The following is a 24700-nucleotide window of genomic DNA, read 5'->3' as shown; positions in this document are numbered from 1 at the left end:
TCAAAACTGAAAATAAATGAATGATCGATTAACACCGTCATCATAGAACAATAAAATTGCAAATATGACTAAAGTATAGGCACAAAACCTGACTACTCTATACTTAAATTTGAAAGGACTACGTTCATCTTTCCGAATAATATATTCGTAAACAACAAAAAGGGTCAGCAAGACAAAATAATCAATCATTCTGTACCCCATGGGATGATGGTAGGGTTCCCAATGGAGATTAGTAAAAAGCCTTTGGATGAATACGAATGAGTCATGTAGTGATTCTGATCGGAAAAATATCCTTGAAAATGTGACCAAAGCAAAGGTAGCAATCAACTGCCCTATTTCTTTTACAGACGGCAAAAGCGTATTTTGGGCAACTACTGTCTTTTTGTAAATGGTATTTCTTCCCAATAAAAAGACTGGAATATACGCCACTGCATGAAAGGCACCCCAAAAAATAAAAGTCCAATTGGCACCATGCCAAAAACCACTTACCAAGAATATGATGCAGATGTTTCGGACGGATTTTAATTTACTTACCCGTGACCCTCCTAATGGAATGTACAAATAGTGTCTGAACCATGTAGAGAGCGAAGTGTGCCAACGTTGCCAATATTCTGCAACATTTCGGGAAAAATTTGGAAATCGAAAATTTGACATAAGTTCAATTCCGAAAAGTTTGGCGGTACCAATGGCAATATCAGAATAACCTGAAAAATCTCCATAGACCTGAAAACTGAACAAGGTGACTCCCAAAGTTAAAGTGGAAGCTGAAAAAGTATCATAATTCGCAAAAATATCATCCACAATAGGGGCGATTCCATCTGCAATGACCATTTTCTTGAACAACCCCCAAAGTATGAGTTTTAAGCCTTCCACGGCCTGGTCATATTTAAAATACCTTTTATTGGTAATTTGTCCCAAGAGATTAGAGGCTCTTTCAATTGGTCCGGCTACCAATTGTGGAAAAAAGGCAACAAATGTGGCAAAATTTAAAAAGCTTTTGGTAGGCTGTATTCTTTTGTAATAGATATCAAGTGAGTAAGACATGGTCTGAAAGGTGTAGAACGAAATGCCCACCGGTAGAATAATGTTCAGGGTCCAAGTACTCTTGATGGAATAACCAAAAAAACCTACCATATCCACAAAAGAATCCACAAAGAAATTATAGTACTTGAAGAAACCTAAAAGAGAAATATTAAAAATGATACTGCACCAAAGGAAAAACTTCCCGGATTTTTCTTGTTTTTGCTCCCCGTGGATTGCCAGTCCCATAAAATAATCCACTAAAGTGCTGGCTAAGATCAAAAAAAGAAAACGCCAGTCCCAAAGTCCGTAGAAAATGTAACTGGCCATCAGAACCAATGTATTTTGGATTTTGATATTGCCCAATTTGGCAACCATCCAATACAATACAAAAACCGTGGGAAGAAAAATTAAATATTCTACTGAATTAAAAAGCATCGTTGCAAATTCTAATTAGGTTGAATTAATTATTAGAAAGATTAGGTGAAAAAGGCTATTTTATGAGTCTTTTTCCCTTGGAGTAAGTATTGGTCTTTGTTTTCAATATAGAATATCTTTACATCTGCTGCTGCTTCTCCGAAGAGGTATAAAAATTCGAAGAGTATTTTTTTTGTTTTTGGCTCAAGTTTTAAAAGCGTTTTTTTTGTGATATCACTATGTGCATCTATATCTTCAAAGACGAGCTTTTGGGTTGCATTATTCGAATTTATCTTACTGTCTCCATGTAATATAAAGCGTAGTTTGTTCAATATCAGGTTGAGTTCCCTTTCCCTCAAAAATTGTTTGAATGTAAAGAAACTACTTAAGACGGTTGCTTTTGTGCTCGATAAAATACATTTTGGGTCATAGATTATATGATATTCAAAATCATATTGTTGTGTGGCCCATCTTGTTTTATAATCAAAATAGCCCTTGGAAAAATCCAAGGTTTTAAATCCGTTTGCTATTCCCCAAGTTATGAGGTACATGATATTTACAGAACCTAAATGAAATTTGGCATAAGCAGTGTCAAAAACCGTAATGGCATCAAAAATTATATCTTTTGAAAAGTAGTTCAAAGTAACTGCTATGGGTTCATCCTTGTCAAAAATAACAAAGAGTCCTGCTTTCTTTTTCAAAATCATGGGATAGGCCACTTTTTTATAGAAATCCCATTCTTTTTGGTCCAGATTATTGTTGTGTTCACCTTTTCCTTGAAACCTTTTTTCCAGTAACATCCGAAACTTTTCAAAAATGGAATCAAATTCATTTTCTTTCATTTCTCCACGGTACATGGTTACGGAGATATCAAAACATTCGGAAAGCCTTCGATAATATTTATTCAATTTGTACCTACTGGACTTCTTGAATTTTTTTTGCATGAAGTCTGACAAGCTTTCATATGGATTTAGTGCAATTAAAAAACCCGGATATTGTTTTACTTTTTTGACTTTTATTTTTTTTGAAGATGTACCTGGGCAATCAAAATAGGCAGGAATATCATAGATAAGACAAGTTTTTCCTTTTAGGGAAATAGTAGAGTTCTCAATACAATAATGGATTCCTTTTGTGTGTGTTTTTCCTGCATTTATGTGTATCCCGCCCTTGTTGAAAAAATCAATACCTTCAATACCTTGAACATTTACTTTTGATTCCCTTGTTGCAAAACCATCAAACCAGATATTGGAGAAAGTTTGAGAGGTGAAAGGGTTGTCAATCATCACCCAAACAGTTTATTTTAGATATTTCTATTTCTGGGTTTTTCCCATCTCGGTATAGTGGAAAATAGCATGAGTTTTTATCAATTTCAACAGCATCTATAGCTTCTATTTGCTCAATAATGTTGTGATATTTCTTATGATTAGCGATGTACTGCCAAGAGCAAAACTCATGATAGTCTTTTGAGAAACCAGATTTAAAGTAAAAAAGTGAGTCCTTGGATTCGCCTCCAAGTCCTCCACCTAAATTAAAGTACTCAAAACCTTCTTCTGTAGATTTAACACGTACATAGTCTATGAGTAATTTCATAGGGTTTAAAAGAGCATATTCAGTTTTGACTCCTGATAGATGATATTGTACAATTCCATTGTTTTTGGTGAAAATTGCGCCTCCAGCAAAGTCTCCTGTTTCTTTATGTTCTACAACCAGTAATTGGGCATTTATTTGAGAACTCGCCAATAACTCATAGAAATATTTCTTTCCAAAGAAATAGTGAGGTTTGGCCATTACCCTTTTCATGTTCTCACAGTAAGCACCAATGAATGCATCGAGACACTTGCCGCTGGTGCCATCAACAATTTGATATTCTCTAGCTTCTTTGTTGATATAAGTTTTTAGCCTTTTGTTGTATTGTCTTTTTTGATTTTCAGGGCTTTGGGTAAGGTCAATGTTTACCACATTCCCATGGGAGATAATTTTACCCAACCCTTTTAAAATAGATCTTTGTTGCGGAATAAAAGGATGTAATCTTGAAAAGACAGAAACAATGTTATTGTCCCTTAAAAATCCGTCTAGTTTTATTTTGAAATTTATGTTGTCGCTATCAAGGCCAAGATTATTGGTTATTGGACCAGAATACCCATAAACGGAGGTAGCATCTTTAAGTGATGTTCCTTCTATTTCCCGAATCAGTATGGGTAATGCAATAAGTCGTTCACCTTCTGTATATTTTAACAAAACGGGTTTTTCCCCTTCATTTTTGGAGATTTGATGGTAATCATAAGTGTGGTAAAAGTCAGTCGTGCTACATTGCTCAAGTACTTTCCCCCAAGCGTTTCTATCCTCTATGACCTGCATGGCTCAATTTTTAAAATTTAGGGCAAATTATTTGATTTTATATTAAAATATGATTGCTGTTTTAATGTAAAATCAAAACGGTTTATGGTTTTCAATATTGCTTTTGTCACTATCATAATAATGTTAGTTTTTGTCTATCAGAATTTTATTCAGGTTTAAATACGGATAATTCCCAAAATAATTCCTGTCCAAGCGATAAATTCTTCTAGCAAGGCTAGAAATGCTTATATTTTATACTTTGTTTAAATGCAATTCTACTTTGACCTGAATCCCTATAAAATAATTTAAAAGTTTACGTATCGTATCTCTTCTTATTTTAGTTTTTTAGATTGATCAGTTAGTAATTTAAGCTATGGTTAAACATTGCCCAAACACTTTTTTATATCCCGTGTCAAGTTTAAAAAATCTTAAGGCAAATTACATTATGTTAAATATTGACATCATGACAAATATCATAGGCAAAGTTAAAAGAGGTAATTAGTTGAAAAAAATCGATGAAATTATAGCAAAGCTTTCATTTCAATAAAAAGAAGCGGCGATAAAATCGCCGCTTCTTAATTAACAACTAACCAAACCAACTATAGACTAAATTCTAAACGGTTACTACAACAAAGTCTCTACCTCTTTTTTTGTACCATACACCACGGTATTTGTAAAGTCTTCTTCCGTTTACATAAACCACTCGGTGAGCTCTTGGTAATGTTCTTACCTTAGTTCCAACTGGGGCGGCACATACCACATATTTTCTTCCTCTTGCTCTGTACCAAACACCATCCGCAACGTAATAATTTGTCTTTTTATGTACTACAATTCGAGGTTTTGAAATGGTGGTCACTACTGTTCCATGTTTGGGATATACACGTACTACTGTTTTTTGCGCACTTGCAATTGTAAAGCTTCCTAAAAGTGCTATGGTAACCAATATTGTTTTTAATGTTTTCATAATGTAGATTTTTATGGATTTGTATTAGTAAGACTTGGGTTTTGAATGATGGTTTAATCCGATATTGTTTTTTCGATAAACGGTAAATCCTACGGATAAAGCAGCAAACACCAAGCTTAGATAAAGCGCTGTTTTACTTTGGGCTGAAGATCGAGTTGCTTTTTTGAAGGTTCCATCACGTTCTATTTTTGTATTGTTGAAGGCATAGCGGTGTTTCTGGCCCTCAGCTGATATGGACACATAGTTTTTACCTTTTTCATATACGTCCAAAAAGCTTTCGACTTTAATTTGATAAGTTTCTGGATGCTTCGGAAGATTTTCTAGGGCAAAATGCAAAGAGGCATCATGAGTGTTCAGGTCAAAACCGGTCAATTTGAATTCAACGGAGGTACCGGAAATATTTAACCCAAGTTTTTCATTAAAATAGGTTTCGAAGTCAGCTGTATAATCTGAAAGATTGATCAAAGTGGATCTATCTATTTCGGCATGCAAATTTTTTAATAGGTCCACCGCGGATTTTGGTGTCAAGTAGATATTCAATTCCTTGGTGTCCAGATTGAAAAAATAACTGATGTCATTCGCATTATGGGCATATGAAACCCCAATGCAGGTGGCCCATAAGATCAATATAGTTTGAAGCTTTCCCATCATACCCTATCCTCCTATTCTAAAACTTTGGTCTGGGGTACCAGAGAAACATAGCGGAGAAGAAGGGAAGTTATCCGTAATCACATAATAATACTCATTATCTGAGTCTAGGGTTTTTCCAAACCTACCGTTGCAGGCATCCAGTTCGGATATGCCCTCTACATACTCATAATCTTGAAAGTAATAACCATCCGGACAACCATCGGGAGCAGTAATACCGTCACCGCCTCTGGCTTCAGATTTAAGTTGATAACCACTCTCCATGGTTATGATAGTCGTGTTGTCATCTGCATAACCATATTTGTAATAAATGGGAAAACCGTCTCCTGCGTAGCCAATTTTGACCATTTCAGTGCCGTTGGCAGAGAGTCCATCTAAATAATTGGAAGGTGTTCCGTGATAGTGGTATCTTCCCGTAGGTTGCACGTGGGCATTATTGCAATCAAGTCCCAAAGCGGTTGTTGTTTGTAAAGCAGTAATATTCCACTCCATATTCATTGTACCTGTTGACCCCACAAAAAATTCAGCAGTATATGGGTCAACCGCTACTCCTGAAAACAATACGCCAAAGGTGTATCCCTGTCCAATGGTGACATTAGTGGCAAGTTCTGGGTTTGTGGTCATGGTCAATGTTTCAGAGGCTTCGGAAATAGTATTTGGGTTCCCCCCGTTTGGGAACTGGCCAACCAGATGGCTTGCAACACCATTGATGAAAACCGTCCGTACATCCCCTGAAATGGTTTCGCTATACAGTGAGGTGGTACCCAATTGGGTTTGAATATCAATAGTGCAACCTGTTGGGTCTAAATCAATGGAGAATACGTTGGTCACATCCGAACAATCAAGACTTTGGGAATCATCTTCGTCACCTGGATCAGTGCTGTCTTCGGACGAGCAGGATAAAGCAAACAGTACAAACAATAGGAATGGGAATTTTAATAGATTCATGATTTTAGTTTTTAGATTTGATTCTATGACCTTTGTTTTTCCAAAAGGTTTAATCAAAAAAAAGAGGGGCCGATTGGCCCCTCTTTTATATCGAGTGTATTGTTCACCCACCTTCCCTGCGTTTGCGGTATTGCTGTAATAAGCGTTTTTTAAAATCTTCTTCTGCACCCATTAGCAGTAAGGTCTTTTTAGGGGAGATGACCTTTCGTATTCTTGAAATAAAAGTTTTATGAATTTCATGCTTTTCATTTTGAAGAGCTAGTAGCTTGTCAAGAAGCGCCGATGCTTCTCCGTTGGAAAGGTCTCCGCTTAAGGAAATCCGTTCGCGACGTTCCTTTCTTCTAATGGCTTCCAGTTTTTCCTCGTGTTCATTGTAAATGGGCCAAAAAGACTGGGCTTCTTCGCTGGTCAACCCAACTCTTTCGGTGATAAAGGCCACTTTAAGTGTCTTTATTCTGTCCCTGACGGGACCTTGGGCATAAAACCAGGTGGTTCCTAATAAGAAAGCCAGTAATATGAGTCGGTTTTTATTCATAATCACTGTAATCTAAATTTAATTCCTCAATATCCTCTACATTTTCATCCAAATAATCCAAAATGTTCTCCGCTTCAAGATTTACCTCCATTACATCGCTCAATTCGATATCTTCCAACGATACCACTTCAGCAATTTCATAGGTGCTCATATCCAATTCCGCGGTATCAAAATAATCATCTATTTCCGTTCGGGCCAAGTCCTCAAAACCTATTTCTGGTTCAGCAGTCCAGTTAGGAGCAAAAATCAAAAAGAATACTGCTGCAGTAGCAGCTACTGCATAAAATAACTTTTTGTAAGCCCCAAGCTGTATGACCTTGCCTTTTTGTCCATCTATTGTTTTGGAAAGGACATCTTGGGTGAGGTTGGCGAAATATCCATCTGGTACGGCAAAACCATCAGATTTAGGTATAATGGTTTCTCCAAGAGCGGTTTCCTCTTGTTGGATCTTGTCCATGAGCCGTTCATGGAAACTATCAAAGTAACCTTCAGGGGTTTTAAAATTTTCTTTATCCTTTTTCATTGTTTAGGTTTGACCGTTAATTGAATCAAAGGTTTAACCGTCCTTAATATACGCTTCAATTTTCTTTACTGCCAAATGATAGGAAGCTTTTAGGGCTCCTACCGAGGTTTCCAGCACTTCTGAAATCTCATTGTATTTCATTTCTTGAAAATATTTCATACTGAACACCAACTTTTGCTTATCTGGTAACGTGGCCATGGCTTTCTGTAATTTGAGCTGTATTTCGTTCCCTTCAAAATACACATCCGACTGCAAATTTTCAACCATAGTTTTCTTTAACTCCTCATCGCTAACGCCCAACTTTTTTGACTTTTGCTTTAGAAAGGTCAATGACTCGTTAGTGGCAATGCGATACATCCAAGAGTACAACTTGCTATCCCCTTTAAAGCCTTCTATGTTTCTATATACTTTTATAAAGGTATTCTGTAGGACATCATCTGCATCATCATGGTCTAATACAATTCTTCTGATATGCCAATACAGGCGTTCTTTGTAAGTATTGACCAATACTTCAAAGGCCTTTGCTTGGCTTTCTTTTTGTTGTAATTCTTTGACTAAGGTTTCCTCAGCGATCAATTGTCCTTGCAATTTGGTGCTATGACTAAGGTAAGGCTAAAAGGTTTAATCAAGCAGTGAAGGATTGCATTTCAACGAGCTTTTTATACCCCTTTTTTGATTTCATCAACTCTTCATGGGTGCCCTGTTCCACAATCTGTCCTTTGTTCAAAACCACGATGGAGTCTGCATTTTGAATGGTGGAAAGTCGGTGCGCAATGACCAGGGAAGTTCTGTTTTGCATCATTTTTTCCAAAGCATCTTGCACTAAGCGCTCACTTTCGGTATCCAAGGCTGAAGTAGCCTCGTCCAAAATCATGATAGGAGGGTTTTTGAGCACGGCCCTTGCAATGGAAAGGCGTTGTTTCTGTCCGCCGCTCAACTTGTTTCCGCTATCACCAATATTGGTATTGTAACCTTGCGGCAGTTCCATGATAAAGTCATGTGCATTGGCTACTTTGGCAGCGGCCATAATTTCTTCTTCTGAAGCTCCTTCTTTGCCCAGGGCGATGTTATTTTTTACCGTATCATTGAATAAAATGGAATCTTGGGTCACCAACCCCATAAGACTTCGTAGCGATTTTTTGGAAATATCTTTGATATTGGTTCCATCGATAAGAATTTCACCCTTATTGACATCATAAAATCGCGTTACCAAGTTGGCCACTGTACTTTTTCCACTTCCAGATTGCCCAACTAGCGCAACGGTATGTCCTTTTTCTACTTTGAGGTTGAAATCTTTCAGCACAAAATCTTCTTCGTATTTAAAGCTGATATTCTTTAAGTTGATTTCGCTGGAGAAATTATCCTTGTTGACGGCACTTTCTGTATCTGTAATAGGATTTTCAGATTCCAAAACTTCAAGAACACGTTCTGCCGCAGCATTTCCTTTACGAACACCGTAGGATGCTTTGCTGATAGCTTTTGCCGGAGTTAGAATGTTATAGGCAAGTCCCATGTAGGCAATGAATGAGGAAGCGTCAAGGGTTTTGTCCACCAATACCATCTTGCCCCCAAACCAAAGCAGTACTCCTATGACCAAAATCCCTAGAAATTCACCTGTGGGAGAGGCCAGATTTTGTCGATTTAATAGCGAATTAGAAAATTTAAAAAAGCGAGAGGTGGAGTTTTTAAAGGTGTTGAAAAATTTGGATTCTGCATTGAAGGCTTTGATCACCCGCAATCCTCCCAAAGTTTCTTCAACAATGGAAAGAAATTCTCCCTGCTCCCGTTGCACCTTGTCCGATTTGCGTTTGAGCGATTTTCCAATTCTGGAAATTATCATTCCGGCCAAGGGAATAAATATGAATACAAAAAGCGTCAGTTTGGCACTGATACCAAACATGACCAAAATAGTGAATACGATAGTGAGTGGCTCCCTTACGATCAATTCTAAAATGGAAAGAAAGGAGTGCTGAATTTCCAATACATCAGAAGTAATACGGGCAATGACATCCCCTTTTCTTTTTTCGGAGAAATAGGATATTGGCAAATCCACAATCTTCTTATACATTTTATTGCGGATGTCCTTGAGGACCCCATTCCGTAGGAATGTAATAAAATACATCGCCAGATAGTTGAAGAGGTTTTTCAGAAGAAAAAGAGCCAATACCAATCCAATGACCAATACCAATCCTTTCATATCGTCTCCCCCAGAATAATCCGTAACTCGATAGCTAATGTAATCCTTCAGGTAGTCTTTTAGTTTGGACACCCCTTGATATGCAGGTTCCACATAAACCTTTTGCTCGGGCTTGAACAGCACATCCAACATGGGAATGAGTGCTGCAAAAGAGAGTGCACTAAAAAGTGCATAAAGTATATTGAAAAAAATATTCAGGGCTCCATATTTGCGGTATGGTGCCGCAAACAGGAGAATCTTTTTAAAGTAATTCATTCACCTACAAATTCAATTCGGAACGGATGCCTTCCAGTTTGGCTTCCAACTGCGAATTTACGGATTTAAAATCCTCTGCTTTTTCCAGTTTTGCGTTTGTGCTCATGTAAAACTTCACTTTTGGCTCCGTACCACTAGGTCTAGCAGCAATTCGAGTGCCATCTTCAGTTTCATAGATCAACACATTGGACTTAGGCAGGTCAATTGATTTTTGCTCACCTGTCTGTACATTTTTGGCAATGGAAGTGTTGTAATCTTCAATCCAGACCACTTTGGAGCCTTGAACGGAATCTACAGGATTCTCTTTAAAATCCTTGAGCATTTGTTTGATTTCCTCAGCGCCACTTATACCTTTTTTGGTCAATGAAATCAATTTTTCCTTGTAAAATCCAAATTGCACATAGCAGTCTATCAATTCTTTGTAAAATGAACTGCCATTTGCTTTTGCATCGGCTGCAATTTCGCAGGCCAGTAGGGTAGAGGTTACAGCATCTTTGTCTCTAACAAAATCCCCGACCATATAACCGAAACTTTCTTCTCCGCCTCCAATAAATTCTGCATCTGGAAAATCTTTGATCATTTTGCCGATCCACTTAAATCCTGTCAGAGCAGTTTTAAAATCTACGCCATATGCTTTGGCCATTTGTTCCATCATAGGAGTGGAAACAATGGTTGTAGCTACAAATTCGTTGCCTTGAAATCCTTTTTTCTTGTACTGGTCCAGAAGGAACTTTGTCATCATGACCATAGTTTGGTTTCCATTAAGTAGTTCCATTTCACCATCCAAGTTGCGCACTGCAATTCCCAAGCGGTCACTATCTGGATCTGTACCTACAACCATATCGGCACCAATTTCTTCGGCTTTTGCAATGGCCATGGCCATTGCGGCAGGTTCTTCGGGGTTGGGTGATGCAACAGTAGGGAAGGCTCCATCAGGTTTTGCCTGTTCTTCTATGATGGTAACGTTGTTGTAGCCAGCTCGTTTTAGAACTTCGGGAATAGCAGTTATGGAAGTTCCATGTAAAGAGGTGAAGACTATTTTAAAATTGTCCTTGCCTTGTGCGTTAAAGTTTCCTTTTTTGACGGAAGCGTCAAAAAAGACCTCATCTACATCTTTGTCAATAAGTTCGATCAAACTATCATTAGCTTTAAAATTGATATCCTCAAAAGATAGTGCATTGATTTCTGCAATGATTTCACCATCTTGAGGCGGTACAATTTGACCACCATCTGTCCAATAGACTTTGTATCCATTATATTCAGGTGGATTATGCGAAGCAGTCAATACAATTCCAGCATGACATGCAAGGTGTCTTACTGCAAATGAAAGCTCAGGGGTTGTTCGAAGTTCTGAGAATAAAAATACTTTGATTCCATTGGCAGAAAGCACTTCAGAAACCGTTTTGGCCAGCGTATCCGAATTGTGTCGGCAATCATATGCAATAACCACCTTAATTTCCTCGCCAGTGTATATTTTTTTGAGGTAATTGCTCAGTCCTTGGGTGTTTTTTCCAAGTGTATATTTGTTGATTCTATTGGTTCCAACGCCCATTACACCGCGCATTCCTCCGGTGCCAAATTCAAGATCTTTGTAAAAGCGTTCTTTCAGCTCTTCAGTGTCATTTTCAATAAGATTTTGTATTTCTTTCTTGGTGTCTTCATCAAAAAAATCCGTTAGCCAAGATTGAGCTGTAGTGGTAATGGAATCCATAGAATAGTGAGTGTTTTTAGATGCTAAAAATACAAAGTTAAGGGTTTATTGCTGCCTTAAATATTAATTTTATTGGAGATTGTATAGCGCGTATCATTCTTTCTGGAACGAACCATGATTTCACCCAAAAAACCAGCTAAAAATAATTGGGTTCCAATAATCATGGCGGTCAATGCTATAAAAAACTGAGGCCTTTCCGTAATCAATCTTCCTGTTGGATTCAAGAATAGTTTGTCAATTCCCAAATAGAGGGAGAATCCAAATCCAACAATAAACATAAGTACCCCCAATGCGCCGAAAAGATGCATAGGCTGGCGTCCAAATTTGGATACAAACCAAATGGTAATCAAATCCAAGAAACCGTTAATGAAACGTTCAGCGCCAAACTTGGTGCTTCCATATTTTCTGGCTTGGTGTTGCACTACTTTTTCTGTGATATTATTAAAACCTGCATTTTTGGCCAATACAGGAATATAGCGGTGCATTTCTCCGGATACTTCAATATTTTTGACCACATCATGTTTGAAGGCTTTGAGACCACAGTTGAAATCATGCAATTTTACCCCTGATGTCTTGCGGGCAGCCCAATTAAAAAGTTTTGATGGGATATTTTTGGTGATTACAGAATCGTAACGCTTTTTTTTCCACCCGGAGACAATATGATGCCCGTCTTCTTTTACCAGTTGATAGAGTTCAGGAATTTCCTCAGGATTGTCCTGTAGGTCGGCATCCATAGTGATGACCACTTCTCCTTGAGCGGCTTTAAACCCAGCATGAAGTGCCTGGGATTTCCCATAATTTTTTAAGAACCGTATACCCTTTACAGTATTGTTTTTGGCAGAAAGTGCTTCAATTGTTTCCCAAGAACCGTCCGTACTGCCGTCATCAATAAAGATGATTTCATATAAAAAATGATTGGATTGCATAACTTTTACAATCCAATCATGGAGTTCTTTTAAAGATTCTTGCTCGTTAAGCAAAGGAATTACAATGGAAATCTGCATTGCTGGTCTCTGGAATTCCCTTCAAAAGTAGCATTTTTTGTCTTAGTAGGCAGGTTTGACCTTTTTTAGAATAAGTCCAGTAATCAACCCTAAAACAAGACCAATGATAATGTTAAGAATTAATATTACCGGATATCCCATCCACCAATATTTAATGCTTTGTTCCTTTTGCATATCAAATTGCTCTTGGGTAATTTGGCCACTTTCCAAAGCTGGGCCTAATCTTGCGTCCATTATTTTTGAAGGAGCATCTGGATCAATATAATTAACCAAGACAAGATTGTAGAGTATACCTATAATAGCTGCAATTAGGGCAATTCCTGCACCAATCTTTAGGGCTTCGCTCAGACTCAGATATCCGCTATTTGCTTTTTTAAATGCGGAAATCCCTAGAAAAGTAACCACAGCGGCCAGCACAATACCAATAATCATAAGTGCCGGACTTTGTGAGGTGTGAAGGTCTTGGGTATAAAGCATAACGCCAAAAATTACACTTACCCCTCCTAGAATTAGACCATAATTCAAGGAAAATTTACCAGTTTTTGGTTGTTGTTCTTCCATTTTTTAATTTTTTGTGTTGATTGTAGTTGTTTGTAGTATGGACGACTAATTTGTTACAACTTAAAGGTAGTTTTTTCTTTTTTACACTTTTTAAGTTGGAGGTATAAAAGAAATGATTAAATTTGCACCTCGAAAATTCTGAGATTAAGTTTTTAAGACGATGAGAAAAGGTATACATCCAGAGAATTATAGATTAGTGGCTTTCAAGGATATGTCCAATGATGATGTGTTCATCACTAAATCCACTGCAGAAGCAAAAGAGACCATTACTGTTGATGGTGTTGAGTATCCTTTGGTGAAATTGGAAATTTCAAGAACTTCACATCCTTACTACACTGGTAAGACCAAATTGGTAGATACAGCTGGTAGGATTGATAAGTTTAAGAACAAGTACAAAAAGTTTCAAAAAGAAGAGAAGAAGGCCGAGTAGGACCAGCTTTTTAACGAAATAATAATGACGCTCCTGATAGTTCTCAGGGGCGTTTTTTATTTTTACGGGATACAAACACACACCCATGAACTATATTCTTGCTGATGGTAACCATCGAGATGCGCTCTTACCATTCACATTTACAAGACCCGTTGCCGATATCCGGATTGGTATTTTGACCATACGGGAGAAATGGGAAAAATGGTTGGATGCTTCTACCAGCACAAAGACGAAGGCTTATCTTAATGAGAAGTTTCCGTTAAAAGTGGCCAAGGATAATGTGGTTATCAATGCTCATTATGTGCCAGATGCAGAATTGGTTGAAAGTGTCAAAGCTTTGCAATTAGGGGAGGCTTTGGTTGCTGAAGGAGAACCCTTGGCTTATGTGGCAAAAGACCCAGAAAAAACATTTAGCCTTTCGGAATATGCATCAGTTTCTTTTAAGGGAAATCTGTTCAAGGTTGAAAATACCTGGGATATTTTTTCTAAAAATGGGGATGCGCTTCAAATGGATTTTGATTTGTTGACCAAAGGAAGAAAGAGTCAACCCATTTCTACAACAAACCGGGTCGTAAATCCTGATAATATTTTTTTGGAAGAGGGTGCAGCAGTGGAGTTTAGCATTTTAAATGCTTCTACTGGCCCTATATATATAGGGAAAGACGCGAAAATATTGGAAGGGTGTACCATTCGCGGAGGATTTGCATTGGGACATGATGCTATCGTTAAAATGGGAGCTAAGATTTATGGCCCAACAACTGCGGGTCCGCATTGCAAATTGGGAGGGGAAGTCAATAACTCGGTACTTTTTGCCTATTCCAACAAAGGTCATGAAGGTTTTTTGGGTAATTCTGTGTTGGGGGAGTGGTGCAATATGGGGGCAGATACCAATACTTCCAATATGAAAAACAACTACGCTCCAGTCCGTTTGTGGAGTTATAAAACGGAGGGTTTTGCTAAAACTGGACTTCAATTTTGTGGATTGATGATGGGAGACCACAGTAAATGTGGTATCAATACAATGTTCAATACAGGAACTGTGGTAGGGGTAAGTGCCAATATTTTTGGTACTGGATATCCAAGAAATTTTGTTCCAGCCTTCAGTTGGGGAGGAGCTTCAGGTTTTACCACCTATTTACCTAAAAAAGCTTATGAAACTGCTACTGCAATGATGGATAGAAGAGGCGTCACCTTTGATGAAATGGACAAAAATATTTTGAACCATGTTTTTGAACTTACCAAAAAGTGGCGGAATTATTGAGATAGAAAAAGGCTTTTGTGCTGTTACAAAACTACTTGTTTGCCCTCTTAACCTAACTTCCAACAAATCACTATCTTTGCACCCCTTTTCAAAAGGTTGATGATGGATAAAAAAGTTGCGTTTTATACCTTGGGTTGCAAGCTCAATTTCTCCGAAACTTCTACCATAGCAAGAAGTTTTGAAAAGGAGGATTTTGAACGGGTCGACTTTTTCCAAAAGGCGGACATTTATGTTATCAATACTTGTTCGGTAACTGAAAATGCCGATAAACGCTTCAAGACTATCGTAAAACAGGCCCAAAAGAACAATCCAGATGCTTTTGTGGCAGCTGTTGGCTGTTATGCCCAATTGAAACCTGAACAATTGGCGGCTGTAGATGGAGTGGATTTGGTTTTGGGTGCCACGGAAAAGTTCAAGATTACGGATTATCTCAATGATCTGTCTAAAAATGACAAAGGTGAGGTGCATTCCTGCGAAATTGAAGAAGCTGACTTCTACGTGGGCAGTTATGCCATTGGCGACCGTACAAGGGCCTTTCTAAAGGTTCAAGACGGTTGTGATTACAAATGTACCTACTGCACCATTCCTTTGGCAAGAGGTATCTCGCGCAGCGATACCTTGGAAAATGTGTTAAAAAATGCCAGTGAAATTTCATCTAAAGGAATTAAGGAAATTGTGCTTACTGGAGTCAATATTGGCGATTATGGCAAAGGGGAGTTCGGCAACAAAAGACATGAACATACTTTCTTTGATTTGGTTCAGGCTTTGGATAGGGTAGCGGGTATTCACAGACTTCGTATTTCTTCTATTGAACCCAATCTTTTAAAGAATGAAACCATAGATTTTGTGGCCGAGAGCAATTCTTTTGTGCCTCACTTTCATATTCCCTTGCAAAGTGGGAGCGATAAGACTTTAAAGTTGATGCGCCGTAGATACTTGACCAATTTATATGTTGACCGTGTAAAACAAATCAAACAAGTTATGCCGCATGCTTGCATTGGGGTTGATGTGATAGTGGGTTTTCCAGGTGAAACAGATGAAGACTTTTTGGAGACCTATCATTTTTTGAATGATTTGGACATTTCGTATTTGCATGTGTTCACTTATTCTGAACGCGACAATACTTTAGCTGCTTCAATGGATAACCCTGTACCTAAAAATGTAAGAGGTAAACGAAGTAAAATGCTCAGGGGATTATCGGCAAAAAAAAGAAGGGCTTTTTACGAAAGCCAATTGGGTAGCCAAAGAACTGTACTTTTTGAAGGAGAGAACAAATCTGGATATATTCATGGTTTTACGGAGAATTATGTAAAAGTAAAAACTCCTTGGAATCCTGATTTGGTCAATACACTGCACCAAGTGGAGCTCACTAAGATTGATGAGGATGGATTGGTGCGCTTCGAGTTTGTTCCAGAAAAAATTATGGCATAAAAAAACCTCCCATAAAGAGAGGCTTTTAAATTTCTTTGTTGTTCGGTTAGATACGTATACCAACGGGCAACATTTCTTTGTACTGTCTGTTTTTTCTCAAAAAACCTGCAATGTGTGGACTGGTGGGAACAACTCGTAGGTTTTTTTCTTGAATCTGGTGCAAAACGGCTTTGATAAAAGTTTCTTTAAAGCCTTCTTGGTCAATTTCTTCTGGAATTACCAGTTTGGTCAAAAATACCTTGCGTTCCTGCGAAGAATATTCAATTTTAGCTAAATGTCCATTGACATTAGTTTCAAATTGGCGCAAGAAACTATTGTCATTGATTTCCATTTCTGTCATATAGTTTGTTTTAAAATTGACTTATGTAGTTACCCAGAAGGTAATTTTATAATTTCCCTTGTTGCAATACGTTATAAAATGGTAGGGCTATTTGCAAAAGGGACACAAAATTAGTCAAAAAATCCTTAATTTCCTAGCCCAATTCGTTAATTGGTGAGAAATGCCCGACAATAAAGCCCACGTCTACCTAATGCCAGGAATGGCCGCCAATCCTTCCATATTTGATGGTGTTCATTTGTCTCCAGAAGTTTTTGAGACACACAAGTTGGAGTGGTTTGTTCCAGAAAAAGGAATGAGCTTGCAGGAGTATGCAAAAAAAATGTGCACTAAAATAACTCATGACAAACCTGTTTTGCTTGGGGTATCTTTTGGAGGCATGTTGGTGCAGGAGATGGCCAAAAACATGGATGTATTCAAAGTTGTTGTAGTGTCTTCGGTGAAACATAGCTCAGAGTTGCCCAAAAAAATGATATTTGCCAAATATACCAAGGTGCATAAATTGCTTCCCACAAGTTTGGTCAATAATGTAGAGCTTTTGGCCAAGTATGCTTTTGGTGAAAGTGTGGTAAAACGATTGGAACTCTATGAAAAATATCTTTCCATTAGAGATAAAAACTACATTGATTGGTCGCTGGACCAAATCGTGAATTGGAAACAACAATCAACCCCAGAAAATGTGGTGCATATTCATGGCGAAAAAGATGCAGTTTTTCCTATCGCCAATATCAAAAACTGTATCAAAGTGAAGAACGGCACCCACACCATGATTATTCATCGGGCTAGGTGGTTCAATGAAAACCTGCCAGCAATTATTTTAGAATAAGGCAGTTCTATATAGTATATTTACGATACTTATTAAAAATAGAGCATGAAACACGCAAAAAATATCTTGGCAATTATTGGATTGGTGGCAGTGGTGAGCACACTTATTTTTGCAGTACAGACCAATGAAGTTGAAAAGCAGGAAACGGTTGCCCAGTCAGACCTTAAAGAAAAAAATGTGGCTGAGGGCTATCAAATCAGTGCCATAGAAATCCCTGAGGACTTGAATTTTGCTGGTGAACCGGTTCCCATGGGAGACCCAGAGGTTATGGAGCGCGTGGACCGTGAGTTCTTGGTGAATACCTATTGGCAATCCAATGCTTTATTGTTGATGAAACGTGCCAACAAATACTTCCCGATTATTGAGCCTATATTGGCCAAAAATGGCATTCCAGACGATTTTAAATATTTAGCCGTGGCCGAAAGTGCCCTTATCGATGTGGCATCACCTAAAGGTGCCGCAGGAATGTGGCATTTTATGAAGGCTACTGGAAAGGAATATGGACTAGAGGTAAATGCCAATGTGGATGAGCGGTACCATATTGAAAAATCCACACAAGCTGCTTGTGAATACATCAACAAATGGAAAAAACGTTTTGGTACATGGACGCTAACAGCTGCAACCTATAATGCGGGGCCGGGTGGTATTCAAAAATACATGAAGATTCAAAAGGTGGACAATTACTACGACCTTTTATTGGGGCAAGAAACGGGACGCTATGTATTTCGAATTTTAGCACTCAAGGAAATTCTTTCCAATCCAGATAAATATGGCTTTGAGTTGGAAAAGGAAGATTTGTATAAACCCGTTCCTACTTTTACGGTGGAAGTGGATACTGCGGTAACAAGCTGGGCAGATTTCGCCCAATTATATGAAATCAATTACAAGATTTTAAAAAGACACAACCCTTGGTTGCGTGAACCTCACTTGAACAATGCTTCCAGAAAGAAATATCAGGTGGAAATCCCGAACAAGGGATACTACAACTCCGTAGGGAAATAAAGTTGCATATTTTATGATATTTATCATATTTTTAAGTTTGTAATTTTCACTAAGTTTCATCACTTAAAAAAAATCAAGGAGTTGAAATTGAATAAAAAAAGAACACTGGTTCTGGCCGGTGGAGCCAGTCTTTTATTACTGGGTTTTCAAGCAATAAACAACCAACTGCACCTTCTACAGTCACCCGGAGTGGTCATTGAAGACTACATTGAGCCCGATTACGAACTGGGTTCTGGGCATATTGATTCGCTGATACCCTATCCAGATGTAGGCAAAGGAGAACGGACTCCATTTGATCTTTGGCGCTATGGAGGTCGTGGCAAGAGTTCTTTTGGTATTCCTGAACTTCCCATGTCGTGGGAGGAGTGGGTGGCCTTTCATGAAAAGCAAAAACCAGAACTCATGGCCGATGTCCGCAAATACATGGCATCTCGTTATGACTTCAATGGTGAAGTACATGAAGGTCAGGTCATGTCTGGCGGAAGAAAAGCCATTATGAAAGGACCCATTGCCAGACTCCCCAAGGGTATTGCCTCTTTTGAAGCATTGTCCAAGCTTTCCGCCGAGGAAATCAAACGTAAGGATTTGTTTCCATTCAAACCGTTGGCCCATCCGCTGGCCACAACGGCTCATATGGTTTTTCCAGATAATTGGAACAAAGCCCATCCAGAGCATATCCGAATAGATCTGGATCACGATTATCCAGTTGAATATTTGCCAGAATTTCCACCACCTATGTTTTTGACTACCCATAAAGAACTTGGAGACGTTACGGATGGGAGAGAAGTCACCATTGCCAATTATTATGAAATTTTTGATGGATTGCTCACTCCAGAGCAAATGGAAGGGCTAAAAGAGTTGTTACGCCCTACGGCAACAACATGGTTCAACCATACTCCTCACAGGGTGACCTTGGAACCGAGTGCTGGGGTTTCCTGTTTTTCATGTCACGTAAATGGGCATACCAACGCTGCTTTTGAATTGGGTCCTGACAGTCGCCCTAACTTGGCAAGACTACGCGTGGGGACACCTTCCATGCGTGGAAATTACAATTTGATGCAATTGGCCTCCAAACGATCCATAAGAAGCATGGACCACTTTGCCGAGGTTGAGGAATATTTTGATGGCGATCCCGGCATGCAACAACATATCGGCCCACGAAGCCAGCAACGTTCCACCACCAACCGAATGGGGGATTTTAATGCCATTCTCGACTTTCCACCGGCTCCAAAATTGGATGCACGGGGAAAACTCATTCCAGAAAAGTCTACCAAGCAAGAGTTATGGGGTGAAAAATTGTTCCAAGGTAAAGCTAAATGTGCCGAGTGCCATTATGGCCCTGCCTTTGTGGATGACTATATGCACGATCTTAAAGTGGAGCGTTTTTATGTGGGAAGGCCAGAAGGGCCCATAAAAACATTCCCCTTAAGGGGAATCAAGGATTCTCCGCCCTATCTCCATGATGATAGGCTCCCTACATTGGATGATGCCACGGAGTTTTTCAATCTGGTGTTGGAACTGGATTTGAGCAAAGAAGAAAAAGACGCTGTCACAGCGTATATGATGTGCCTATAATAAGGAAAAGGCGGCCATTTTGGTCGCCTTTTTTGTTTCTGGATTTAGGGATTCACTTATCGTAGAAGATATGGGCTCGTTTTAATGAGCTATATCGACCGATACTGAAACAAGTTCAGCACAGGCAAGTGAAGTTAGTGGATTTTAAGGTGAAAATCCAGTCCAGATGGATGAATAGTATGTATGATTTGATACATGCACAAAAAGTAATAAAAGAAAAATGTAGATAAAAAAGGTTTTGCCAGCTTAGATTTTCTTCATCTGCTGTTGCATCATCTTGATCTGTTCCGTGAGCATATTGTTCTTGTCCAATTTTTTGGCTTCTTGCAATAATTTGGTGGCTTCACGCTTTCTGCGCTTTTGCATGGATATGCCCGCCAAGCTCAATTTGGCCATGGCCAGATCATAATCCATGGTAAGGCCAAGTTTTAGGGCCTTTTTAAAGTATTTCTCCGCTTGCGTCAGATTTTTCTGTGAGTAGATAATGCCATGGAGATAATTATAGTACCCTTGTTGCTTTTTGATCAATGCCGATTCCGGGTTCTTGATCTTGGCCAACCATTTCTGGGTTCCCTCCATGTCCTGTTTACGCATTCTTAAGAAGGCCAAAAGGATAAGTTCGTTTCGGAAGTAAAGAAAAATAAAGACCAAAGAAAGCAGGATAAGGGCAATGCCATTGCCAATATATCCTTCTATAAATTGATAGATGGCATAAGCAATAATAAGTGCGGCAATAACAAGTTTTATATTTTTGTTGAACATATTTTTATAGTGAATTAAGCTAGAACTAAGCGGAGGCAAAAGTACTAAAAACTAATTTAAATATTTTTGCTTTCCGCTTGCCAAAGTAAAAACTCTTCGTATATTTGCGCCCAGAATTTTTCGGGAAGAATTATATTCCCATCCACAAAAATCCATTAAAAACAGTTCCGAAATGAAAAGAACGTATCAGCCGTCAAAGAGGAAGAGAAGAAACAAGCATGGTTTTAGAGAGCGCATGGCGACTGCCAATGGTAGAAAAGTTCTTGCGAGAAGAAGAGCCAAAGGAAGAAAAAGATTAACCGTTTCCTCTGAGCCAAGACATAAAAAATAAATGATAGTATTTTAGTTTTAAATTAAAGGTGTTACTTTTCTAGGTAACACCTTTTTTTTGGAATATTGAGAACACTAACGAGAAACACCCTATAGAATGCCTAAAAGAAAAGATTTAAAATCCATTTTGATTATTGGCTCTGGTCCTATCATTATTGGCCAGGCATGTGAGTTCGATTATTCAGGTTCCCAAGCACTACGCTCCCTGCGTGAGGATGGGATTGAAACTATTTTGATCAATAGCAATCCTGCTACCATCATGACCGACCCTTCCATGGCGGATCATGTATATCTGAAACCATTGACCACACGATCGATCATAGAGATTTTAAAGAAACATCCCAATGTGGACGCTGTATTGCCAACCATGGGAGGGCAGACGGCTTTGAATTTATGTATTGAAGCGGATGAAAAAGGTATTTGGGAAGATTTTGGAGTGGAAATCATCGGTGTTGACATCGATGCCATCAATATTACCGAAGACCGTGAAAAGTTTAGGGAGTTGATGTTGAAAATAGGCATTGGAATGCCTCCCCAGGCTGCGGCCACTTCTTTCTTAAAAGGAAAGGAAATAGCACAAGAATTTGGTTTTCCGTTAGTGATTAGGGCTTCCTTTACCTTGGGTGGTGCTGGAGCTTCCATTGTTTATGACCCTGAAAAGTTTGATAAACAATTGAGTCATGCCCTTGAGGTTTCCCCAATACACGAGGTGATGATTGACAAGGCCTTGATGGGATGGAAAGAGTATGAGTTGGAGCTGCTTCGTGATAAAAATGACAACGTCGTTATCATTTGTACCATTGAAAATATGGATCCGATGGGGATTCATACCGGAGATTCCATCACTGTTGCACCGGCTATGACACTTTCGGACAGAACTTTCCAACGAATGAGGGACATGGCTATCCACATGATGCGAAGCATTGGTGATTTCGCTGGAGGATGTAACGTTCAGTTTGCTGTAAGTCCAGACGAAGAGGAGGATATTATCGCTATTGAAATCAATCCACGGGTGTCACGGTCATCAGCCTTGGCTTCCAAAGCAACAGGATACCCCATTGCAAAAGTGGCTGCCAAGTTGGCCATTGGATACACATTGGATGAACTGCAAAATCAGATAACCCAATCCACTTCAGCTTTGTTTGAACCTACCTTGGATTATGTCATCGTAAAAATTCCAAGGTGGAACTTTGACAAGTTTGAAGGGTCGGACAGAAGTTTGGGGCTCCAAATGAAAGCTGTGGGCGAGGTGATGGGAATTGGACGCTCTTTTCAAGAAGCATTGCACAAAGCGACTCAATCTTTGGAAATTAAACGCAATGGGCTGGGAGCAGATGGCAAAGGCTATAAGGATTACGATACCATTATCCAAAAACTTAAAGTGGCCAGTTGGGATCGAGTGTTTGTCATTTATGATGCCATTCAGTTGGGAATTCCTTTGAAGCGCATCCACGATATCACCAAAATAGATATGTGGTTCCTAAAACAGTATGAAGAGCTGAACTTCTTGGAGCAGGAAATATCCAAACATTCGGTGCAAAGTTTGCCCAAAGCTTTGCTTTTGGAAGCGAAGCAAAAAGGGTTTGCGGATCGACAAATAGCCCATATGTTGGATTGTTGGGAAAGTGAAGTGCACACCAAACGAACCGATTTGGGAATCAATAGAGTCTATAAGTTGGTGGACACCTGTGCTGCCGAGTTTAAAGCGGTAACTCCTTATTATTATTCCACTTTTGAAGAGGAAATTCAAACGGCTGACGGCAAACGCTATGTGGCCAATGACAGTGTGGTGACAGACAAGAAAAAAATTGTGGTACTTGGTTCTGGCCCTAACAGGATTGGACAAGGGATTGAGTTTGACTATTGCTGTGTGCACGGTGTTTTGGCTGCTGCTGAATGTGGTTACGAAACCATTATGATCAACTGTAACCCAGAAACGGTTTCTACTGATTTTGATACTGCTGACAAACTCTATTTTGAGCCCGTTTTCTGGGAACATATCTATGACATTATCCGTCATGAAAAACCAGAAGGAGTAATTGTGCAGTTGGGAGGGCAAACTGCGTTAAAGCTTGCGGAGAAATTGGATAAATACGGTATCAATATTATCGGAACAAGTTTTAAATCGCTTGATTTGGCTGAGGATCGTGGCAGTTTCTCCACATTGTTGAAAGATAACAACATTCCTTATCCAAGATTCGGGGTTGCAGAGACTGCTGATGAAGCTTTGGAATTGGCCGACGAGTTGAATTTCCCACTATTGGTGAGACCTTCCTATGTTCTTGGTGGACAGGGAATGAAGATTGTGATCAATAAAGAGGAATTGGAAGCCCATGTGGTAGATTTGTTGCGAAGCATCCCCAATAATAAATTATTATTAGATCACTATTTAGACGGTGCCATTGAAGCTGAAGCAGATGCCATTTGTGATGGGGAAGAGGTCTACATTATTGGAATAATGGAGCACATTGAACCTTGCGGAATCCATTCCGGGGACTCCAATGCCACATTGCCACCATTCAACTTAGGTGAATTCGTTTTACAACAAATAAAAGACCACACGCATAAAATTGCGTTGGCCTTGAACACAGTTGGCTTGATCAACATTCAGTTCGCTATTAAAGATGATATGGTGTACATCATCGAGGCAAATCCAAGAGCTTCTAGAACTGTACCTTTTATTGCGAAGGCCTATGGTGAACCCTACGTAAATTATGCTACCAGGGTGATGCTGGGTGAAAAGAAATTGAAAGATTTCAACTTTGAGCCGCATTTGGAAGGTTATGCCATCAAGCAGCCGGTGTTCTCGTTCAATAAATTCCCGAATGTGAACAAAAACTTGGGTCCAGAAATGAAAAGTACCGGAGAGAGTATATTGTTTATAGATAGTCTCAAAGATGATGACTTCTACAACTTATACTCCCGTCGTAAAATGTATCTAAGCAAATAAGTAGAGAGACTAAAAAATAAGAAGAGGGGTGTTTATTGCCCCTCTTTTTTAGTTCTGCTGTTGTTCGATTTTTTTCAATCGTTCAGATAATTCTTGAATTGCCTTACTTTGCTTGTTCAAAACGTGGTTAATATTTTTAAGGCTATCAATTTCTTTTTGTTGTTGGATGGTATATAATGTGAGTTCTTCTATTTTTTGGAGTAATTTGGCATCCATGGCACCCAAATCTATTCCGTTTGCCTTTATACTTTTCTCACTAGGAATATTTGGCAGATGTCTATTCTTTAAAATAAATTTATCTACTTCACTTAAGGGCATCAAGTTGAATTTTTCACCAAAAACAAAATCGGGCCAATTTCCCTCTAGTTCAACTTTCACACCTTCTGCTATAACATTTCCAGCAACGGCAAGCATATAACCTTGCGTGTTGGTGGTTCCAATGCCAACATTACCAGTATTATATGAGATGTCATTGCTATTAGTGACCCATTGAGAACTTACTACAGCTGAACCATTTAACAAAATGTTTGTGGCATTCATTGTTCCAGAGACATCAAGAGTATAATTGGGGTCATTGGTTCCGATACCTACATTGTCTACGGTATAAAATGCTTCATTTCCATTAAGGCTCCAAACTTGGGTTGGCAGGGCAGATCCGTTCAACAGAATATTGGTA

The 24700-nt window shown here is 38.9% G+C and carries 23 protein-coding genes and 1 pseudogene; 8 read left to right on the top strand and 16 right to left on the bottom strand.

Features of this window, described 5'->3' with window-relative positions; genetic code table 11:
• The 13 genes from HJC33_RS09860 to HJC33_RS09800 form a co-directional block, all read right to left on the bottom strand.
• Positions 1-1458, bottom strand: a complete 1458-nt coding sequence (locus HJC33_RS09860; RefSeq protein WP_171658659.1) for an MBOAT family O-acyltransferase — start codon at positions 1456-1458, stop codon at positions 1-3.
• A 41-nt stretch (positions 1459-1499) separates the two neighbouring features.
• The gene (locus HJC33_RS09855; RefSeq protein ID WP_171658658.1) at positions 1500-2720 is read right to left on the bottom strand and encodes a GNAT family N-acetyltransferase; all 1221 of its coding nucleotides are present in this window, start codon (positions 2718-2720) and stop codon (positions 1500-1502) included.
• Positions 2713-3795, bottom strand: a complete 1083-nt coding sequence (locus HJC33_RS09850; RefSeq protein ID WP_171658657.1) for a GNAT family N-acetyltransferase — start codon at positions 3793-3795, stop codon at positions 2713-2715. The genes HJC33_RS09855 and HJC33_RS09850 overlap by 8 nt, the downstream gene beginning before the upstream one ends.
• 592 nt (positions 3796-4387) lie before the next feature.
• Entirely contained in the window at positions 4388-4738 is a 351-nt protein-coding gene (locus HJC33_RS09845) for a DUF6515 family protein (RefSeq protein ID WP_171658656.1), read from the bottom strand.
• 24 nt (positions 4739-4762) lie between these two features.
• Complete coding sequence (locus HJC33_RS09840) at positions 4763-5389, bottom strand: DUF6702 family protein (RefSeq protein ID WP_171658655.1); 627 nt, start codon at positions 5387-5389, stop codon at positions 4763-4765.
• 3 nt (positions 5390-5392) lie between these two features.
• Positions 5393-6334: a YHYH protein gene (locus tag HJC33_RS09835; RefSeq protein WP_171658654.1), complete on the bottom strand. Its 942-nt coding sequence runs from the start codon at positions 6332-6334 to the stop codon at positions 5393-5395.
• Positions 6335-6437: 103 nt separating this feature from the next.
• Complete coding sequence (locus HJC33_RS09830) at positions 6438-6869, bottom strand: hypothetical protein (RefSeq protein ID WP_171658653.1); 432 nt, start codon at positions 6867-6869, stop codon at positions 6438-6440.
• The gene (locus tag HJC33_RS09825; RefSeq protein WP_171658652.1) at positions 6862-7392 is read right to left on the bottom strand and encodes a hypothetical protein; all 531 of its coding nucleotides are present in this window, start codon (positions 7390-7392) and stop codon (positions 6862-6864) included. Before HJC33_RS09825 ends, HJC33_RS09830 begins: the two co-directional genes overlap by 8 nt.
• Before the next feature lie 33 nt (positions 7393-7425).
• A complete protein-coding gene (locus HJC33_RS09820) occupies positions 7426-7968 on the bottom strand; it encodes an RNA polymerase sigma factor (protein WP_171658651.1) in 543 nt (180 codons plus the stop codon).
• Positions 7969-8017: 49 nt separating this feature from the next.
• Positions 8018-9844 carry an ABC transporter ATP-binding protein gene (locus HJC33_RS09815; RefSeq protein WP_171658650.1) on the bottom strand — a complete coding sequence of 609 codons (1827 nt, stop codon included), beginning with the start codon at positions 9842-9844 and terminating at the stop codon, positions 8018-8020.
• Between the two features lie 4 nt (positions 9845-9848).
• Entirely contained in the window at positions 9849-11555 is a 1707-nt protein-coding gene (locus HJC33_RS09810; RefSeq protein WP_171658649.1) for a phospho-sugar mutase, read from the bottom strand.
• 56 nt (positions 11556-11611) lie between these two features.
• A complete protein-coding gene (locus HJC33_RS09805; RefSeq protein ID WP_171658648.1) occupies positions 11612-12559 on the bottom strand; it encodes a glycosyltransferase family 2 protein in 948 nt (315 codons plus the stop codon).
• A 42-nt stretch (positions 12560-12601) separates the two neighbouring features.
• Positions 12602-13120: a DUF4199 domain-containing protein gene (locus tag HJC33_RS09800; protein ID WP_171658647.1), complete on the bottom strand. Its 519-nt coding sequence runs from the start codon at positions 13118-13120 to the stop codon at positions 12602-12604.
• 160 nt (positions 13121-13280) lie between these two features.
• On the opposite strand from HJC33_RS09800, the gene HJC33_RS09795 reads away from it, so the two are divergent.
• From HJC33_RS09795 to mtaB, 3 genes are all read left to right on the top strand, one after another.
• Positions 13281-13550, top strand: coding sequence for a type B 50S ribosomal protein L31 (locus HJC33_RS09795; protein ID WP_171658646.1), 270 nt, complete (start codon positions 13281-13283; stop codon positions 13548-13550).
• Between the two features lie 85 nt (positions 13551-13635).
• Positions 13636-14811: a GlmU family protein gene (locus HJC33_RS09790; RefSeq protein ID WP_171658645.1), complete on the top strand. Its 1176-nt coding sequence runs from the start codon at positions 13636-13638 to the stop codon at positions 14809-14811.
• A gap of 102 nt (positions 14812-14913) precedes the next feature.
• Positions 14914-16242 (top strand): tRNA (N(6)-L-threonylcarbamoyladenosine(37)-C(2))-methylthiotransferase MtaB, encoded by a 1329-nt coding sequence (gene mtaB, locus HJC33_RS09785; protein ID WP_171658644.1) that lies wholly within the window; start codon positions 14914-14916, stop codon positions 16240-16242.
• Between the two features lie 46 nt (positions 16243-16288).
• Here the strand turns inward: mtaB and HJC33_RS09780 are convergent, their stop codons facing one another.
• Entirely contained in the window at positions 16289-16582 is a 294-nt protein-coding gene (locus tag HJC33_RS09780) for a GNAT family N-acetyltransferase (RefSeq protein WP_171658643.1), read from the bottom strand.
• A 160-nt stretch (positions 16583-16742) separates the two neighbouring features.
• On the opposite strand from HJC33_RS09780, the gene HJC33_RS09775 reads away from it, so the two are divergent.
• The 3 genes from HJC33_RS09775 to HJC33_RS09765 all read left to right on the top strand — a co-directional run bounded on the left by HJC33_RS09775 (position 16743) and on the right by HJC33_RS09765 (position 19982).
• Positions 16743-17405: an alpha/beta hydrolase gene (locus tag HJC33_RS09775; RefSeq protein ID WP_171658642.1), complete on the top strand. Its 663-nt coding sequence runs from the start codon at positions 16743-16745 to the stop codon at positions 17403-17405.
• A gap of 45 nt (positions 17406-17450) precedes the next feature.
• Positions 17451-18407 (top strand): transglycosylase SLT domain-containing protein, encoded by a 957-nt coding sequence (locus HJC33_RS09770; protein ID WP_171658641.1) that lies wholly within the window; start codon positions 17451-17453, stop codon positions 18405-18407.
• Between the two features lie 81 nt (positions 18408-18488).
• A complete protein-coding gene (locus HJC33_RS09765; RefSeq protein WP_171658640.1) occupies positions 18489-19982 on the top strand; it encodes a cytochrome C in 1494 nt (497 codons plus the stop codon).
• A gap of 246 nt (positions 19983-20228) precedes the next feature.
• Here the strand turns inward: HJC33_RS09765 and HJC33_RS09760 are convergent, their stop codons facing one another.
• Positions 20229-20744: a DUF2892 domain-containing protein gene (locus tag HJC33_RS09760; protein ID WP_171658639.1), complete on the bottom strand. Its 516-nt coding sequence runs from the start codon at positions 20742-20744 to the stop codon at positions 20229-20231.
• A gap of 172 nt (positions 20745-20916) precedes the next feature.
• Between HJC33_RS09760 and rpmH the strand changes: the two genes are divergently transcribed.
• Positions 20917-21075: a 50S ribosomal protein L34 gene (rpmH, locus tag HJC33_RS09755; RefSeq protein ID WP_072882462.1), complete on the top strand. Its 159-nt coding sequence runs from the start codon at positions 20917-20919 to the stop codon at positions 21073-21075.
• A 96-nt stretch (positions 21076-21171) separates the two neighbouring features.
• Entirely contained in the window at positions 21172-24024 is a 2853-nt protein-coding gene (gene carB / locus HJC33_RS09750; protein ID WP_171658638.1) for a carbamoyl-phosphate synthase large subunit, read from the top strand.
• A gap of 48 nt (positions 24025-24072) precedes the next feature.
• Here carB and HJC33_RS09745 read toward each other — a convergent pair.
• A pseudogene (locus HJC33_RS09745) lies at positions 24073-24700 on the bottom strand (hypothetical protein); the annotation flags it as partial.

It is taken from the genome of Flagellimonas amphidinii, assembly GCF_013090115.1.
Classification (GTDB): Bacteria; Bacteroidota; Bacteroidia; order Flavobacteriales; family Flavobacteriaceae; genus Flagellimonas; species Flagellimonas amphidinii.
The sequence above is the reverse complement of the archived record's forward strand: the minus strand, read 5'-3'. Positions and strand labels throughout refer to the sequence as shown.

What these genes read in the sequence shown, in the direction of transcription:
- HJC33_RS09850 (WP_171658657.1), bottom strand. Translation starts at nt 3,795, where the DNA reads ATGCAGGTCATAGAGGATAGAAACGCTTGGGGGAAAGTACTTGAGCAA.
- HJC33_RS09795 (WP_171658646.1), top strand. Translation starts at nt 13,281, where the DNA reads ATGAGAAAAGGTATACATCCAGAGAATTATAGATTAGTGGCTTTCAAG.
- rpmH (WP_072882462.1), top strand. Translation starts at nt 20,917, where the DNA reads ATGAAAAGAACGTATCAGCCGTCAAAGAGGAAGAGAAGAAACAAGCAT.
- HJC33_RS09845 (WP_171658656.1), bottom strand. Translation starts at nt 4,738, where the DNA reads ATGAAAACATTAAAAACAATATTGGTTACCATAGCACTTTTAGGAAGC.
- HJC33_RS09840 (WP_171658655.1), bottom strand. Translation starts at nt 5,389, where the DNA reads ATGATGGGAAAGCTTCAAACTATATTGATCTTATGGGCCACCTGCATT.
- HJC33_RS09855 (WP_171658658.1), bottom strand. Translation starts at nt 2,720, where the DNA reads ATGATTGACAACCCTTTCACCTCTCAAACTTTCTCCAATATCTGGTTT.
- HJC33_RS09760 (WP_171658639.1), bottom strand. Translation starts at nt 20,744, where the DNA reads ATGTTCAACAAAAATATAAAACTTGTTATTGCCGCACTTATTATTGCT.
- HJC33_RS09835 (WP_171658654.1), bottom strand. Translation starts at nt 6,334, where the DNA reads ATGAATCTATTAAAATTCCCATTCCTATTGTTTGTACTGTTTGCTTTA.
- HJC33_RS09790 (WP_171658645.1), top strand. Translation starts at nt 13,636, where the DNA reads ATGAACTATATTCTTGCTGATGGTAACCATCGAGATGCGCTCTTACCA.
- HJC33_RS09830 (WP_171658653.1), bottom strand. Translation starts at nt 6,869, where the DNA reads ATGAATAAAAACCGACTCATATTACTGGCTTTCTTATTAGGAACCACC.
- HJC33_RS09775 (WP_171658642.1), top strand. Translation starts at nt 16,743, where the DNA reads ATGCCCGACAATAAAGCCCACGTCTACCTAATGCCAGGAATGGCCGCC.
- carB (WP_171658638.1), top strand. Translation starts at nt 21,172, where the DNA reads ATGCCTAAAAGAAAAGATTTAAAATCCATTTTGATTATTGGCTCTGGT.
- HJC33_RS09825 (WP_171658652.1), bottom strand. Translation starts at nt 7,392, where the DNA reads ATGAAAAAGGATAAAGAAAATTTTAAAACCCCTGAAGGTTACTTTGAT.
- HJC33_RS09810 (WP_171658649.1), bottom strand. Translation starts at nt 11,555, where the DNA reads ATGGATTCCATTACCACTACAGCTCAATCTTGGCTAACGGATTTTTTT.
- mtaB (WP_171658644.1), top strand. Translation starts at nt 14,914, where the DNA reads ATGGATAAAAAAGTTGCGTTTTATACCTTGGGTTGCAAGCTCAATTTC.
- HJC33_RS09780 (WP_171658643.1), bottom strand. Translation starts at nt 16,582, where the DNA reads ATGACAGAAATGGAAATCAATGACAATAGTTTCTTGCGCCAATTTGAA.
- HJC33_RS09770 (WP_171658641.1), top strand. Translation starts at nt 17,451, where the DNA reads ATGAAACACGCAAAAAATATCTTGGCAATTATTGGATTGGTGGCAGTG.
- HJC33_RS09805 (WP_171658648.1), bottom strand. Translation starts at nt 12,559, where the DNA reads ATGCAGATTTCCATTGTAATTCCTTTGCTTAACGAGCAAGAATCTTTA.
- HJC33_RS09860 (WP_171658659.1), bottom strand. Translation starts at nt 1,458, where the DNA reads ATGCTTTTTAATTCAGTAGAATATTTAATTTTTCTTCCCACGGTTTTT.
- HJC33_RS09815 (WP_171658650.1), bottom strand. Translation starts at nt 9,844, where the DNA reads ATGAATTACTTTAAAAAGATTCTCCTGTTTGCGGCACCATACCGCAAA.
- HJC33_RS09800 (WP_171658647.1), bottom strand. Translation starts at nt 13,120, where the DNA reads ATGGAAGAACAACAACCAAAAACTGGTAAATTTTCCTTGAATTATGGT.